The 13292-nt window shown below is 58.0% G+C and carries 17 protein-coding genes; 5 read left to right on the forward strand and 12 right to left on the reverse strand.

Annotated features, from left to right (window positions below):
* Positions 1-6: 6 nt before the first annotated feature.
* The 5 genes from DEALK_RS01415 (at position 7) to DEALK_RS01435 (ending at position 6861) form a co-directional block, all read left to right on the forward strand.
* A complete protein-coding gene (locus tag DEALK_RS01415; RefSeq protein WP_058438029.1) occupies positions 7-1587 on the forward strand; it encodes a bifunctional aminoglycoside phosphotransferase/ATP-binding protein in 1581 nt (526 codons plus the stop codon).
* 53 nt (positions 1588-1640) lie between these two features.
* The gene (locus tag DEALK_RS01420; RefSeq protein ID WP_058438031.1) at positions 1641-2900 is read left to right on the forward strand and encodes an adenosylhomocysteinase; all 1260 of its coding nucleotides are present in this window, start codon (positions 1641-1643) and stop codon (positions 2898-2900) included.
* Between the two features lie 20 nt (positions 2901-2920).
* Positions 2921-4120 carry a methionine adenosyltransferase gene (gene metK / locus DEALK_RS01425; RefSeq protein ID WP_058440002.1) on the forward strand — a complete coding sequence of 400 codons (1200 nt, stop codon included), beginning with the start codon at positions 2921-2923 and terminating at the stop codon, positions 4118-4120.
* A gap of 157 nt (positions 4121-4277) precedes the next feature.
* Positions 4278-5714 carry a phosphoglucomutase/phosphomannomutase family protein gene (locus DEALK_RS01430; RefSeq protein WP_065128663.1) on the forward strand — a complete coding sequence of 479 codons (1437 nt, stop codon included), beginning with the start codon at positions 4278-4280 and terminating at the stop codon, positions 5712-5714.
* A gap of 76 nt (positions 5715-5790) precedes the next feature.
* Positions 5791-6861, forward strand: a complete 1071-nt coding sequence (locus DEALK_RS01435; protein WP_058438033.1) for a bifunctional phosphoglucose/phosphomannose isomerase — start codon at positions 5791-5793, stop codon at positions 6859-6861.
* A 106-nt stretch (positions 6862-6967) separates the two neighbouring features.
* On the opposite strand, the gene rpsI is transcribed toward DEALK_RS01435, so the two are convergent.
* The 12 genes from rpsI to DEALK_RS01495 all read right to left on the reverse strand — a co-directional run bounded on the left by rpsI (position 6968) and on the right by DEALK_RS01495 (position 13283).
* Complete coding sequence (gene rpsI / locus DEALK_RS01440) at positions 6968-7363, reverse strand: 30S ribosomal protein S9 (protein ID WP_058438035.1); 396 nt, start codon at positions 7361-7363, stop codon at positions 6968-6970.
* Between the two features lie 68 nt (positions 7364-7431).
* Positions 7432-7863, reverse strand: coding sequence for a 50S ribosomal protein L13 (gene rplM, locus DEALK_RS01445; RefSeq protein ID WP_058438037.1), 432 nt, complete (start codon positions 7861-7863; stop codon positions 7432-7434).
* Complete coding sequence (gene truA, locus DEALK_RS01450; protein WP_058438039.1) at positions 7850-8635, reverse strand: tRNA pseudouridine(38-40) synthase TruA; 786 nt, start codon at positions 8633-8635, stop codon at positions 7850-7852. Before truA ends, rplM begins: the two co-directional genes overlap by 14 nt.
* 7 nt (positions 8636-8642) lie before the next feature.
* The gene (gene rplQ / locus DEALK_RS01455; protein ID WP_058438041.1) at positions 8643-8996 is read right to left on the reverse strand and encodes a 50S ribosomal protein L17; all 354 of its coding nucleotides are present in this window, start codon (positions 8994-8996) and stop codon (positions 8643-8645) included.
* A gap of 11 nt (positions 8997-9007) precedes the next feature.
* Positions 9008-10018 carry a DNA-directed RNA polymerase subunit alpha gene (locus tag DEALK_RS01460; protein ID WP_058438043.1) on the reverse strand — a complete coding sequence of 337 codons (1011 nt, stop codon included), beginning with the start codon at positions 10016-10018 and terminating at the stop codon, positions 9008-9010.
* Positions 10019-10078: 60 nt separating this feature from the next.
* Positions 10079-10702, reverse strand: coding sequence for a 30S ribosomal protein S4 (rpsD, locus tag DEALK_RS01465; protein ID WP_058438045.1), 624 nt, complete (start codon positions 10700-10702; stop codon positions 10079-10081).
* Positions 10703-10711: 9 nt separating this feature from the next.
* Positions 10712-11104: a 30S ribosomal protein S11 gene (gene rpsK / locus DEALK_RS01470; protein ID WP_058438047.1), complete on the reverse strand. Its 393-nt coding sequence runs from the start codon at positions 11102-11104 to the stop codon at positions 10712-10714.
* Positions 11105-11130: 26 nt separating this feature from the next.
* Positions 11131-11520 carry a 30S ribosomal protein S13 gene (gene rpsM, locus DEALK_RS01475; protein ID WP_058438049.1) on the reverse strand — a complete coding sequence of 130 codons (390 nt, stop codon included), beginning with the start codon at positions 11518-11520 and terminating at the stop codon, positions 11131-11133.
* 8 nt (positions 11521-11528) lie between these two features.
* Positions 11529-11642: a 50S ribosomal protein L36 gene (gene rpmJ, locus DEALK_RS01480; protein WP_058438051.1), complete on the reverse strand. Its 114-nt coding sequence runs from the start codon at positions 11640-11642 to the stop codon at positions 11529-11531.
* 14 nt (positions 11643-11656) lie between these two features.
* A complete protein-coding gene (gene infA, locus DEALK_RS01485; RefSeq protein ID WP_058438053.1) occupies positions 11657-11878 on the reverse strand; it encodes a translation initiation factor IF-1 in 222 nt (73 codons plus the stop codon).
* 14 nt (positions 11879-11892) lie between these two features.
* Entirely contained in the window at positions 11893-12645 is a 753-nt protein-coding gene (gene map, locus DEALK_RS01490; RefSeq protein ID WP_058438055.1) for a type I methionyl aminopeptidase, read from the reverse strand.
* Positions 12645-13283 (reverse strand): adenylate kinase, encoded by a 639-nt coding sequence (locus DEALK_RS01495; protein WP_058438057.1) that lies wholly within the window; start codon positions 13281-13283, stop codon positions 12645-12647. Before DEALK_RS01495 ends, map begins: the two co-directional genes overlap by 1 nt.
* Between the last annotated feature and the right edge of the window lie 9 nt (positions 13284-13292).

Consider the following 13292-nt stretch of genomic DNA (forward strand, 5'->3'; position numbering starts at 1 on the left):
CAGTCCATGAGCCAGCTGCCTGAAGTCATCGCCGCCCTGCTGAACCCTGCGCACTACCCTGACGATGCCCCGGCTGAGGTGAAACTCGTCCAGACGCAGATGTCATTCGTGCTGCTCACCGGGAAGCACGCCTACAAGATCAGAAAGCCGGTCAACCTGGGCTACGTCGACTACACCGCATTGGAGAAGCGCAGGCTCTTCTCCGAAAAAGAGGTAGTCCTTAACCGCCGAATGTGCCCGGACGCCTACCTGGGGGTCGTCCCGGTGACCAACCAGGACGGTCAAATCTCTCTGAGCGGCTCGGGCGAGGTCGTCGACTATGCTGTTAAGATGCGGCAGCTTCCGGAATCAGGCATGATGGACCGCCGTCTGCGGGACTGGACTCTCGACGCCGCTATGATCGAGGCGGTAGCCGGAAAAGTTGCCGCCTTCCATGCCGCGGCGGGTACCGGTGGTGAAATCGATAAATTCGGCAGCCTAGACTCCATCAGGCGCAACATCGACGAAAATTTCGAGCAAACCCGTCCGTACATCGGGCGCGCTCTTTCACAAAAGCAGTTCGACCGGCTGAAAACCTTCTTCGCCAGCTTCCTGAAAGGCCACGCCGGGATCTTCGCCCGGCGGGTGATCGAGGGGAGAATCCGCGACTGCCACGGAGACCTGCATGCCGCCCATATTTGCTTCACAGATAGCGGCATCTGCGTCTTCGATTGTATTGAGTTTAACGACCGCTTCCGCCACGGCGATACCGCCTCAGAGGTAGCCTTTCTGGCCATGGACCTGGATCGAGCCGGCCGGGCCGATCTGCGGCAGGCTTTTGTCTTCGAATACCTGAAACAGAGCGGCGACACCGGGTTGTGCCACCTTCTCCGCTTCTACCAGTCCTACCGCGCCCACGTACGGGCTAAGGTGGCCTGCTTCAAACTGGATGACCCATTCGTACCCGCCGCGGAGAAAGCCGTCGAGTTGGACAAAGCCCGCGGCTATTTCGACCTGGCTGTGTCTTACACCCGCCACGGGCCGCGCCTGTTCATCACCTCCGGAGTCACCGGCTGCGGCAAGTCGGCTGTCGCCACCGAGTTAGCCCGCAGGCAAGGGCTGTGGTACATCTCCTCCGACATCACCCGTAAAAAGCTGGCCGGCCTGCCGGCGGCTGAACCGGCAGGCGATGCCATCGGCCGCGGCTTGTACTCGCCGGAGATGACTGAAAAGACTTACGCCTCTATGATGGCCGAAGCTGATGCCGCGCTGGCCATGTGGCACGGCGTCATAATTGACGCCACCTTCCTGCGGCGGGCAGACCGCGACAAGGCAGCCGCGCTGGCAGCCAAACACCATGCCGAATACGTCGTCCTCGACTGCCAATTGCCGGAAGACGAACTTAAAAAACGCTTGGAGCGGCGGCAAACGGAGGTGACGGTTTCCGACGGCACCTGGGAGATCTATCTCAGCCAGAAAACCAAAATGGAGCCGGTTACGGAGATACCGGAGAGCCTGAATCATGTTATAATTAATGGGTTGCGCCCAGTAGCCGAAAACGTCCGGCAGATCATCGATTACCTGCCTGACGCCCCTAGTCCGGAATAATATTAAGGCTGCTGGACGTCGGGGTTTCCCCAAGTCTGTTAGAAAGGCCGAACATGCCACAACCTTCCGACATTAAGGACCCTGCGCTCGCCGCTCTGGGTAAAGAACGCATCGCCTGGGCGGGGAGAGAGATGCCCGTCCTGAAACTCATTTCCGAGCGTTTCCAGAAAGAAAAACCCTTGCGCGGCATCCGCATCGCCGCCTGTCTCCACGTCACTTCGGAAACGGCTAACCTGGCCCATACCCTTAAGGCCGGCGGCGCCGCATTGGTGCTGTGCGGCTCCAATCCGCTGTCAACCCAGGACGACGTAGCGGCGGCGCTTGCCGCCGACGGCATCTCCACCCACGCTATTAAAGGCGAGGATGATGGGACTTATTATAAGCACATCATGTCGGCGCTTGACATTAAACCGCAGCTCACCGTCGATGACGGCGCCGACCTGGTAACCACCCTGCATACCAAACGCACCGAACTTCTCCCAGATATCATCGGCGGCACCGAGGAGACGACCACAGGGGTAATCCGCCTCAGGGCGATGGCCGCCGACGGTAAACTGAAATACCCCCTCATCGCCGTCAATGACGCCAAGACCAAATATCTCTTCGACAACCGCTACGGCACCGGTCAGAGTACCCTGGACGGCATCACCCGGGCAACCAACATCCTGTGGGCGGGCAAAAAGGTAGTAGTAGCCGGCTACGGCTGGTGCGGACACGGCGTAGCCCTGCGCGCTCGCGGCATGGGTGCCTACGTCATCGTCGCTGAAGTTGAGCCGGTACGTGCCCTGGAGGCGGTCATGGATGGCTTTGCGGTCATGCCGATGAAAGAGGCCGCCAAAATAGGCGACGTCTTCATCACCGTCACCGGCGACAAGCACGTCGTCAGCGCGGCGGATTTCGCCGTGATGAAGAACGGCGCCATACTGGCCAACTCGGGCCATTTTAATGTGGAAATTGATATCCCGGCGCTGGAGGAGATGGCCGCGTCTAAGCGGACGGTAAAGCCCTTCGTCGACGAGTATACCCTGGGTGACGGGCGAAAGGTCTACCTGCTGGGCGAGGGGCGCCTCATCAATCTGGCCGCCGCCGAAGGCCACCCGGCCGCAGTCATGGACATGAGTTTTGCCAATCAAGCCCTGGGACTCGAGTACCTGGCAAAAAACCGCGGCCGATTAGCCGCCGGGGTTTATTCGATGCCGTCAGAGATCGATGACAACGTGGCGCTGCTGAAGCTGCGCAGCCTGGGTGTGTTCATAGATACGCTAACCCCGGAGCAGCATAAATACCTGTCAACCTGGCAGGAAGGAACTTAGGAGGTAAGATGCTCAGTTTTATGGATTCCGACAAGTACATGTTCACCTCGGAATCGGTTACCGAGGGTCATCCGGACAAGATCTGCGACCAGGTCTCCGACGCCGTTCTGGATGCCATCCTGACCCACGATCCCTACGGCCGCGTCGCCTGCGAGACCGCAGTGACCAACGGGCTGGTCTTCGTCCTCGGCGAGATCACCACTAAAACCTACGTGGAAATCCCTGATATCGTGCGCCGGACAGTACGCGAAATCGGTTATACCAAGCCGGAGTACGGTTTTGACTACCAGTCCTGCGGCGTCATGGTTTCCATCAACAAACAGTCGCCGGACATTGCCTTTGGCGTTGGCAAATCGATGGAAGCCAAGGCTGGTTCCACCGATCCGATGGATGCCGTCGGCGCCGGCGACCAGGGTATGATGGTTGGCTATGCCTGCACCGACACCCCGGAACTGATGCCGCTGCCGATCGCCCTGTCTCACCGCCTGACCCGTCAGTTGGCAAACGTCAGGAAGCAGGGCGTCCTGCCCTACCTGCGGCCGGACGGCAAGAGCCAGGTCACCGTGGAATACCACCTGGGCAAGCCCAAGCGCATCGAAACCGTGGTCATCGCCGCCCAGCACGACGACGTTCCCCAGGCGAAGATCTACGAGGATGTTGTCCGCGAGGTCATTAAGCCAACCATCCCGGCCGAACTCCTGGATGACAAGACCAACTTTTATGTCAACACTACCGGCCGCTTTATCATCGGCGGCCCCGCCTCCGACACCGGTTTCACCGGCCGTAAAATCCTGGTGGACACCTACGGCGGCATCGCCCGCCATGGCGGCGGCGCCTTTTCGGGCAAAGATCCCACCAAGGTTGACCGTTCGGCAGCCTACATGGCTCGCTACGTTACCAAGAACATCGTCGCCGCCGGCATCGCCGATCAAGTGGAGATGCAGGTGTCTTACACCATCGGCCGCGCCCAGCCGCTGTCGGTGTCGCTGGAGACCTACGGCACCTGCCGGGTCAGCCAGGAGCAGTTGATGCAGTTCGTCCATGATCATTTCGACCTGCGGCCGGAGGCTATCATCGAGAACCTGGGACTGCGCCGTCCCATCTACCGCCAGACCGCAGCCTACGGTCACTTCGGCCGCACTGATATTGATCTCCCCTGGGAGCGCCTGGACAAGGTGGCAGCCCTGAAAGCCGCCTTGGCGGTCTGCGCCCAGGCATAGGCGGTGCCGAACTACGGCCGACCCGGAAAAGTGGATATCGGGAATCGCCGCCGGTTTTAACCGCGCAGGTATAAATCTTGGCATGCCGATGCGTTTCGAACAAAGGTCTAAAATCCCTTTGGCTGATGTGAAGAAACCCTCAACGAGAGGAGCCTGAATGACCAACAACCCGGCTGCCGCCATCAAATTCGGCACTGACGGCTGGCGCGGCCTCATCGCCCGGGACTTTACGTTTGACAACGTGGCCATCTGCGCTTCGGCCTACGCCCGCTACTTGAAGGAATCCGGATTTGGTAAACGCGGCATCGTTATCGGTTACGATACCCGCTTCCTGTCGGAAGCCTTCGCTAAAGAGGCGGCGCTCGTCATCTGCGCTGCCGGTATCAAGGTAACCCTGTCCTGCCGCGCCGTGCCGACGCCGATTGTTTCCTGGTCCGTCTTGAACGCCAAGGCCGGCGGCGGCGTGGTCATTACGGCCTCCCACAACCCCGGCATCTGGAACGGCTTTAAGATCAAGTCGGAGACCGGATCGAGCGCCCCGACCGAGACCATCACCCGGGTTGAAAAACACCTTAAAGCATTCATCGACAGCGCAGAAACGCCGAAGAAGATGACCGAGGACGACGCCGGAAAAGCCGGATTGCTGGTGGTCGCCGATCTGGTGCCGCCATACCTTGAACACCTCGGCAAGCTGGTCAACCTGAATGCCCTCCAAAAAACTAAATTCAAGATCGTCGTCGACTCCATGCACGGCGCCGGCGCCGGGCTATTCCGCGACCTCCTCGGCGATGGTTATGACCTTATCGAGATCAAGGGCGAGCCTAACCCAGCCTTCCCCGGCATGCATCAGCCGGAACCGATAGATATCAATCTCAAGGAGCTTGAGGCTAGGGTGGTGGCTGAAGGCGCAGATGTCGGCATTGCCACCGACGGGGACGCCGACCGCATCGGCATCGTCGACGAAAACGGCGTCTTCGTAACCCAACTCCAGGTAATGTCGCTTTTGGCGCTTTACTTCCTGGACACCCGCGCCGAACGCGGTGCCTTGGTCAAGACCATTACCACCTCCAGCATGTTGAACGACCTGGGGAAACTGTACGGCGTGCCGGTTTTCGAAACCCCGGTTGGTTTCAAATACATCGCCCCGATTATGGAACGGGAGAACGCTGTGCTGGGCGGCGAGGAGTCCGGCGGCTACGGCTTTCGAAACCATGTCCTTGAACGTGATGCCATGGCCGCCGGGCTCTATTTTCTGGATTTCATGGCCCACACCGGCAAGAACCCCGCCGAACTTTTACAGTGGCTCTATTCCAAAGTAGGCAAACACGACTACCACCGCATCGACGTCCAGTTCGACGGCGAGGAACGCACCGCCGTCATCGCCCGTCTCGAGGCGGCCAATCCAGCTGAAATCGATGGGCGTAAAGTTACGCGTGACACCGTCGATGGCTTCCGTTTTACCTTCCCTGACGGCGCCTGGCTGTTGTTCCGGGCTTCCGGCACCGAACCGCTGCTGCGCATCTACGCCGAAGCCGACAGCCCGGAACGCGTTGATCGGCTGCTTAAAATTGGTCGGCAGATGGCTGGAGTCTAGAATATTGTCATTCCCGCGAAGGCGGGAATCCATTCGCCATATCGGTGACGAACCTGCCATTCGATAGGAGATTCAGATGAACGAGATCATGCTCGACGAGCTGTCCGCCTACCCGCAATACGATCCAGCCGGTATGGGTCAGCGGATCCGCGAACTGCCGGAGCAAATCCTGGACGCCTGGAAACTGGCAGGGGAATTTCCCCTGCCCGATGACTACGCCGCTGTCGATAAAGTGGTAGTGCTGGGCATGGGCGGCTCAGCTATTGGCGGCGACCTGGTGAAGCGCGTCATCGCCAATGAGTCAAAAGCCCAGGTTTCGGTGTTCAGGGAATATAATTTGCCTGCCTGGGTGGATGGACGAACGCTGGTCATCGCTTCGTCCTACTCCGGCAACACCGAGGAAACACTCTCCGCCTTCGACCAGTCGCTCAAGACACCGGCCAAAAAACTGGTCATAACCACCGGCGGGAATCTTCTGGATACCGCTCGCCAAAACGACGTCCCGGCCTTCGTCTTCAGCTACTCAGCTCAGCCGCGGGCGGCAATAGCCTGGGGTATTTTCCCATTACTGAATTTCCTGGTCCGCCTGGGGCTGGTGCCGGACAAGGCCGCCGAGGTGGCTGAAGCCGCCATGGTCACCGAACAGTTCGCTCGCAAGATCGAACCGAGCAAACTCCTGTCCCACAACCTGGCCAAGGACCTGGCTTACAAGTTAAATGGTCGTATCGCCGTAATCTACGGCGCCGACGTCGCCGCCGAGGTGGCTTACCGCTGGCAGACCCAGATCAACGAGAACTCAAAGCAGTGGGCTTTCTCCCAGACGCTTCCGGAGCTCAACCACAACGCCGTCGTCGGCTACCAGTTCCCCGCCGATCTGCTCCACAAAATTCAGGTGGTCATGCTGCGGTCCAACCAAATTTACAGGCGCAATCTCAAGCGTTACCAGATTACGGCAGAGCTGCTGACCCGGGCAGGGGCGCGGATTACCTTCGCCGACGGTCGAGGCATTTCCCCGCTGGCTCAGATGATGAGCCTGATCCTGCTTGGCGACTACGTGAGCTACTACCTGGCGATATTGAACCGTACCGATCCTACGCCGGTCGATACCATCACATACCTGAAAGAGCAGCTCGCTGACACTGGTTGACAGAACGGCTCCATGGAACCCATCAAGACCTTCATTAGTCAGCCCCTTTAAAAAACGATTCCCGCCAGATAGGCGGGAATCGTCTTTATTAGCTCGCAGGGGATTATTAACGCTTGGTGTACTGAGGCGCCTTGCGGGCTCGCTTGAGGCCGGCTTTCTTCCGCTCTTTGGTCCGCGGGTCCCGGGTCAGCAGGCCGTTCTGACGCAGCACGGCTTTGTTTTTATCGTCAACTGCTATTAACGCGCGTGACAGACCCATGGCAATGGCATCGCTCTGCCCGGAAATACCGCCGCCGGACAGCTTAACCATGACCGAGAATTTATTGATTGTCTCTGTAACCTCGAGAGGCTTCATCACCGTCCTGACGTATTCCGGCCGGTTGAAGATCTCCTCGAACGGTTTACCGTCGACGACGATGGCGCCTTTGCCCGGAGTAAGGCGCACCTGGGCTACCGCCGACTTACGACGGCCGGTGCCCTGAAAGTAGTTCTTCTTTTCCATTCATTTTCCCCTTCGCGCGGTTGGCAATTCCACCGCCGCAATATCTGATAGTCTGTTGAATCGGCTTTCTATTTGGCCTCGGCGGCGGCTGACACCTGAGCCAGGTGCGGGTGCTCGGCGCCGGCGTAAACGCGCAGCTTCCTGAACATAGCTGAACCCAGCCGGTTGCGCGGCAGCATGCCGCGGATGGCGTGTTCCAACGGGAAGGTCGGCTTTTTTTCAAGCATCTGATTCAAGCTCTCCTGGCGGAAACCGCCCGGATAGCCGGAGTGGCGGTAGTAGAACTTGTCGGTGCCTTTTTTGCCGGTGAAGATTATCTTGCCGGCGTTGATAATAATAACACCGTCGCCGCAGTCCAGGTGCCGGCAGAAAATCGGCTTGTGCTTCCCCATTAACAGCTTGGCAGCTTGAGCCGCCACCTGCCCCAGAACTTTACCCTCGGCATCGATAACATGCCATTCGCGGGTGATGTCCCCCGCTTTAACGCTAAGTGTTTTCATTGTAATCTCCCAAATCTTTCCGGTAGTTGATCTTAATAAGGCAAAGCCCTTTGCCCGGCACTGCCGGCCCAGCCTTGCCTGGTGCATTAATCAATAACAGTCCTTTAAACTCCTCAACGGTCAGATCACCCGTCCCGACCTTAATCAGGGCGCCTACTGTGTTCCTGACCTGATGGGTCAGAAAGGAGTTGGCTACGATCCTGAAAGTCACTTCAGCCCCGTTACGGCTGACACTGGCTTCGTAGACGGTGCGTACCGCACTCCGCTCCGGCCCCTTGTCGGCACTGCCGAAAGCTTTCAAGTCGTGGGTCCCGACCAGAAGCCTGGCTGCCGCGTCCATCGCTCTCTCATCGAGCCTCGGCGCCACCCGGTGGCGAAACCGCTCGTTAAGCGGCGATCGCTCCGGTTCGTTCCAGATACGATAGAGGTATTCCCGGCTGACTGCCGCCCGCCGTACGTCCAGGTCGTCCGGAATCCGATAAGCGGCCTTTATAGCGATGTCCTGCGGCAGGTAGTGGTTCAGTCCCCCGATAATCCGTTCCGGCGCCAGCGTCGATCCGGTTCGGAAACTGGCAACCTGACCCAGAGCCGAAACGCCGGTGTCGGTACGGCTTGAAAGCATTACCCGCAGCTTTTCGCCGGTCAGCTTCTCAATTGCTGACTCTACCTCAGATTGTACGGTGGCCGCTCTCGGCTGGCACTGAGAACCAGAGAACCGCGTGCCGTCATATTCAATTATTAAAGCTACTTTGGTTTTAATCTCGCCGGTCAACGCCGTCCTATTTGACGAACTCGACGATCGCTTCGGCGGCGCCGTCGCCTGCCCGTGGTCCGATCTTAACAACACGAGTATAGCCGCCTGAGCGTTCAGCGTAGCGTTTGGCCATCTCGCCGAAAAGCCTGTCAACCGCCGCTTCATCATATATGTAAGCCGCGGCCTGCCGCCTGGCGGAGAGGTTGCCTTTTTTACCTAAGGTAACCATTTTTTCAGCAACCTTGCGGATTTCCTTGGCCCGAGATTCGGTGGTGGTGATTTTCTCGTATTTTAACAGGTCGGTCACCAGGCCGCGAAACAGGGCTTCACGTTGGCCCTTGTCGCGGTCAAACCGTTTGGTAACTAATCCGTGTCGCATTTATCCAGACCTCACTCTGCCGCCGCTTGAGCGCGTTTGCGCTTTGGCTTCTTTTCTTCTTCTTCAACCGGCGCGACGGCGCTTTCGCCAGGCTGATTGAGTGACAGCCCGAATACTTGCAGTCTTTCCTCAAGTTCGTTCAGGCTCTTCAAACCGAAATTTCTCAACCCCATTAACTCGTCGATTCCCTTGGTCATGACTTCGCCGACAGTAGTAATCCCGGCGTGCCTCAGACAATTCAACGACCGTACCGACAGGTCAAGCTGCTCGATCGGCATATTGAACTTCTCTTCAGGGATGGTCAGTTTTTCAACCCGCTTCTCGCTGATGGGGAACGGCATCCCCCCGAGGCTGGCGAACGGCGCGAATTGCTTGAGCAAAATGTTTGCGGATTGCACTACCGCTTCAGAGGGACTGACGGTACCGTCGGTCCACACCTGAAGATGCAGCCGTTCGTAGCTTGTTTCCTGACCCAGGTGTACCGGCTCAGTGGTGTAATTAACCTTTTCCACCGGGCTGAAGATGGCATCCTGCGGGATCGTGCCGACTGTCGGATTTTCCTTTGAATCGGCCAGGCGATAACCCCGATCAATCTCCACATCCATCTCGACGTAAAAATGAGCGTCTTTGTCGTCCATCGTCAGCAGGTATAAATCCGGGTTAGCCACAGTGAAATCTGACGATGGTTCAATATCACCGGCAGTGACTTTACGCTTTCCTTTGACATCGAGGATGAGCCGCCCCGGGCGTCCGGAAACAGCTTTAAGGCGCAAACCCTTAAGATTGAGCAGGAAATCGATGGTATCTTCCTTGGCCTTGGGCAGCGGTGAAAATTCATGCTGAACGCCTTCAATACGAACCTGCGTGACGGCGGCGCCGGGCAGCGACGACAGGAGCACCCGCCGCAGGGCATTACCCAGCGTGGTGCCGAAGCCTTTGTCCAGCGGTTCGACCACAAAATGGGCAAAGTCACTGCCGTGAGCGCTTTTTATTTCAATTACCGGCTGAGCGATTTCTGACACCAGCCTTACCTCCTTAGTCTCATTGGCGGATTACCGATTGCTTATATCCGCCGGGGTATATTAACGGGAGTAGTACTCCACCGCGGCCTGAGCGTCGAGCTTCATGTCGAGATCGCCAGGTGTCGGTAAAGAAACCACTTTGCAGGCGAGAGTCTTTTTATCAATCGCCAACCAGCCGGGAGTCATCTTGGACCCGATAACCTCGAGCACTTTCTGGTAATACCCGGTCTTGGTGCTCTGTTCTTTAAAAGTGATGACGTCAGATTCTTTTACCAGGTAGGACGGGATGTCAACATTCTTACCGCCGACGTTTATATGACCGTGCCGTACCACCTGCCGCGCTTGAGCCCGGGAATCAGCCAGGCCTGACCGGTAGACGACGTTGTCCAACCGGCGTTCCAGCAGGAGCATCAAGGAGTCGCCGGTAACACCGGGCTGACGTTCGGCTTCGGCAAAAAATCGCCGGAATTCGCGTTCGAGCATACCGAAAGAATAGCGTATCTTCTGCTTCTCCCGAAGCTGGGTACCGCGATCCGAAAGACGCCGCGGCCGAGCCGGCTGCGGCCCGGGCGGCTTGGGCCGCTTGTCAAAGGTGCATTTGCTGAAACACTTATTGCCTTTGAGCATCAGTTTTTCGCCGCTGCGCCGGCACTGCCGGCATACTGCCAAATAGTATCTCGCCATATTTACCTCTTACACCCTCCTTCTCTTAGGAGGACGGCAACCGTTATGCGGAATCGGGGTGACGTCGCGGATGCCGGTGACAATCAGCCCGGAAGCCTGCAGCGACCGGATGGCCGCTTCTCGCCCTGAACCAGGCCCCTTAACGAACACCTCAATCTGGCGCAAGCCGCTTTCCATCGCCTTTTTGGCGCAGTTCTGGGCGGCCATCTGGGCGGCATAGGGAGTGCCTTTCCGCGACCCTTTAAAGCCGGCGTTCCCGGAACTGGTGGTCGCCAGCACATTACCCTGCGGGTCGGCCAGGGTGACGATGGTGTTATTGAACGTCGCCTGGATGTAGGCTTTGCCGACCGGTATCAGCCGCTTTTCTTTCTTCTTAACGCCAACGCGTTTTTTGGTTGCCACTTAATGCCTCCTAATATTTGCTGGGGTTACTTCTTGGCGGCGCCGCGCTTCTGGCCGCGACCGGCTACGGTCTTCCGAGGCCCGCGGCGGGTGCGCGCGTTGGTTCGGGTGCGCTGGCCATTGACCGGCAAACTGCGGCGATGCCGCAGCCCGCGGTAGGAGCCGATATCTATCAAACGCTTTACATTCAATGATATTTCTTTGCGCAGGTCGCCCTCGACACGGAATTCCTTATCGACAACTTCGCGGATCCGGTTGAGTTCTTCCTCGGTCAGCGCCGACACTTTAACGGTCGGGTCGATCTTCAACCGCTCGAGGATCTGTCCGGCAAGGGTTGGCCCGATGCCGTAAATGTACGGCAGGGAAAACAACACCTGCTTGTTTTGCGGAATATCTACACCGGCGATACGTGCCATATTTCCTCCTAACCCTGGCGCTGCTTATGCTTGACGTTGGTGCAGATATTCCTGACCACGCCTTCGCGCCGTACGATCTTGCACTTTTCACAACGGGGCTTAACTGAAGCTTTGACTTTCACTGGTTCTCCTTTAATTACGACTTGAAGCGGTAGGTAACCCTGCCGCGGGTTAAATCATACGGCGATAATTCGACTAATACCCTATCGCCGGGCAGTATTCTGATATAATGGACCCTCATTTTTCCCGAGATATGGGCCAGCACTTCGTGCCCGTTAGCCAGTTCCACCCGAAAACTGGCGTTAGGCAGCGCTTCCAGCACTGTCCCTTCAACTTCAATAGCATCTTTCTTCGGCATAAATACTACACTCGTTACCGGGCGAGGGTCAGAACCTCGGCTTCACCCTCGGTTATCGCGATGGTGTGTTCTGCGTGAGCTGCCAGTTTCCCATCGGCGGTGACCACCGTCCAGGCATCGGCGCCGACTTTATTTTCGCAGCTGCCGGCGCTCAGCATCGGTTCGACAGCCAGAGTCATCCCTTTTCTGAGCTTCGGCCCGCTGCCGGATCTTCCGAAATTCGGAATATGCGGGTCCTCATGCATCGAGCGCCCGATGCCGTGACCACCGTAGTTTTTAACGACATTAAAACCGTGCCGTTTGGCGCAATCCTCTACCGCTTCACCGATATCGCCCAGGTGATTGCCGTCCCGCGCCGCGGCAAGCCCTTCGGCCAGTGAATCGGCGGTGGCTTTGATCAGGTCTTCCACATCAGCCGACACTTGCCCGACACCGGCGGAAATGGCGGCGTCAGCCTGAAAGCCTTCAACCACCGCTCCCAAATCGAGTGACACCAGGTCGCCCTCCTTGAGAATCCGATCACCGGGAATGCCGTGAACGATTTCTTCATTCACGGACACGCATAACGACGCAGGGAAGCCGTGATAGCCCTTGAACGAGGGCGCGGCGCCCATCTTTCGCAGCATCTCTTCTGCTATCTTATCCAACTCGGCCGTTTTCATACCCGGCTTTAATCTATTCCTCAACTCCTCAAGGGTCGTGCCGATGATCCTGCCGGCGCGCCGCATGATGGCGATCTCTCTATCCGATTTTATAATTATTCCCATTAAGATAAGGCTGCTGCAATGCGGCCGGTTACCTCCGATACGTCGCCGGTACCATCGACTTCGGCCAGGATCCCGGCCTGCCGATAGTATTCGACGAGCGGAGAAGTCTCCTTAAAATATACTTCAAGCCTCTTTTTGACTGTTTCCGGCGTGTCGTCGGTGCGCTGGTACAATTCGCCGCCGCACCTGCGGCAAGCGTTGGACGCCGCTTTATCGGCGGCGGTGTACGGAGCCTGACAGCCGCGGCAAATCCAGCGGTCGGACAACCTTTTTACCAGCTCCGCTTCAGGCACCGCCAGGTAAACCACCCGGCTGACTGCCCCGCCGGTGGCCGCCAGCGCCCGGTCGAGGGCCTCGGCCTGTGACAGCGTCCGGGGGAAGCCGTCAAGGATGACTCCGCCCTTGTCGGCCAGCTGACCCATGCGGCCAAGCACCATCGCAACGGTAACTTCATCGGGCACCAACTGCCCCTTGTCAAGGTACGATTTAACCCGCCGCCCCAGCTCGTCTCCGGCCGCGATATGCTTGCGGAACAGGTCTCCTGTAGCCAGGTGAGCAAAACCCATTCTCTCGGCCACCACCGCGGCCTGGGTCCCTTTGCCGGCGCCCGGCGCGCCCAGAAAAATTGCATTATACATTATTTCGGC

It is taken from the genome of Dehalogenimonas alkenigignens (assembly GCF_001466665.1).
Classification (GTDB): domain Bacteria; phylum Chloroflexota; class Dehalococcoidia; order Dehalococcoidales; family Dehalococcoidaceae; genus Dehalogenimonas; species Dehalogenimonas alkenigignens.

Excerpts from the sequence above, each read along its gene's own strand:
- DEALK_RS01495 (WP_058438057.1), bottom strand. The coding sequence starts at position 13,283 with ATGTATAATGCAATTTTTCTGGGCGCGCCGGGCGCCGGCAAAGGGACC.
- rplM (WP_058438037.1), bottom strand. The coding sequence starts at position 7,863 with ATGAAAACACTTAGCGTTAAAGCGGGGGACATCACCCGCGAATGGCAT.
- infA (WP_058438053.1), bottom strand. The coding sequence starts at position 11,878 with ATGCCGAAGAAAGATGCTATTGAAGTTGAAGGGACAGTGCTGGAAGCG.
- DEALK_RS01430 (WP_065128663.1), top strand. The coding sequence starts at position 4,278 with ATGACCAACAACCCGGCTGCCGCCATCAAATTCGGCACTGACGGCTGG.
- DEALK_RS01415 (WP_058438029.1), top strand. The coding sequence starts at position 7 with ATGAGCCAGCTGCCTGAAGTCATCGCCGCCCTGCTGAACCCTGCGCAC.
- rpsD (WP_058438045.1), bottom strand. The coding sequence starts at position 10,702 with ATGGCGAGATACTATTTGGCAGTATGCCGGCAGTGCCGGCGCAGCGGC.
- DEALK_RS01435 (WP_058438033.1), top strand. The coding sequence starts at position 5,791 with ATGAACGAGATCATGCTCGACGAGCTGTCCGCCTACCCGCAATACGAT.
- rpsI (WP_058438035.1), bottom strand. The coding sequence starts at position 7,363 with ATGGAAAAGAAGAACTACTTTCAGGGCACCGGCCGTCGTAAGTCGGCG.
- rplQ (WP_058438041.1), bottom strand. The coding sequence starts at position 8,996 with ATGCGACACGGATTAGTTACCAAACGGTTTGACCGCGACAAGGGCCAA.
- metK (WP_058440002.1), top strand. The coding sequence starts at position 2,921 with ATGGATTCCGACAAGTACATGTTCACCTCGGAATCGGTTACCGAGGGT.
- map (WP_058438055.1), bottom strand. The coding sequence starts at position 12,645 with ATGGGAATAATTATAAAATCGGATAGAGAGATCGCCATCATGCGGCGC.
- DEALK_RS01420 (WP_058438031.1), top strand. The coding sequence starts at position 1,641 with ATGCCACAACCTTCCGACATTAAGGACCCTGCGCTCGCCGCTCTGGGT.
- rpsM (WP_058438049.1), bottom strand. The coding sequence starts at position 11,520 with ATGGCACGTATCGCCGGTGTAGATATTCCGCAAAACAAGCAGGTGTTG.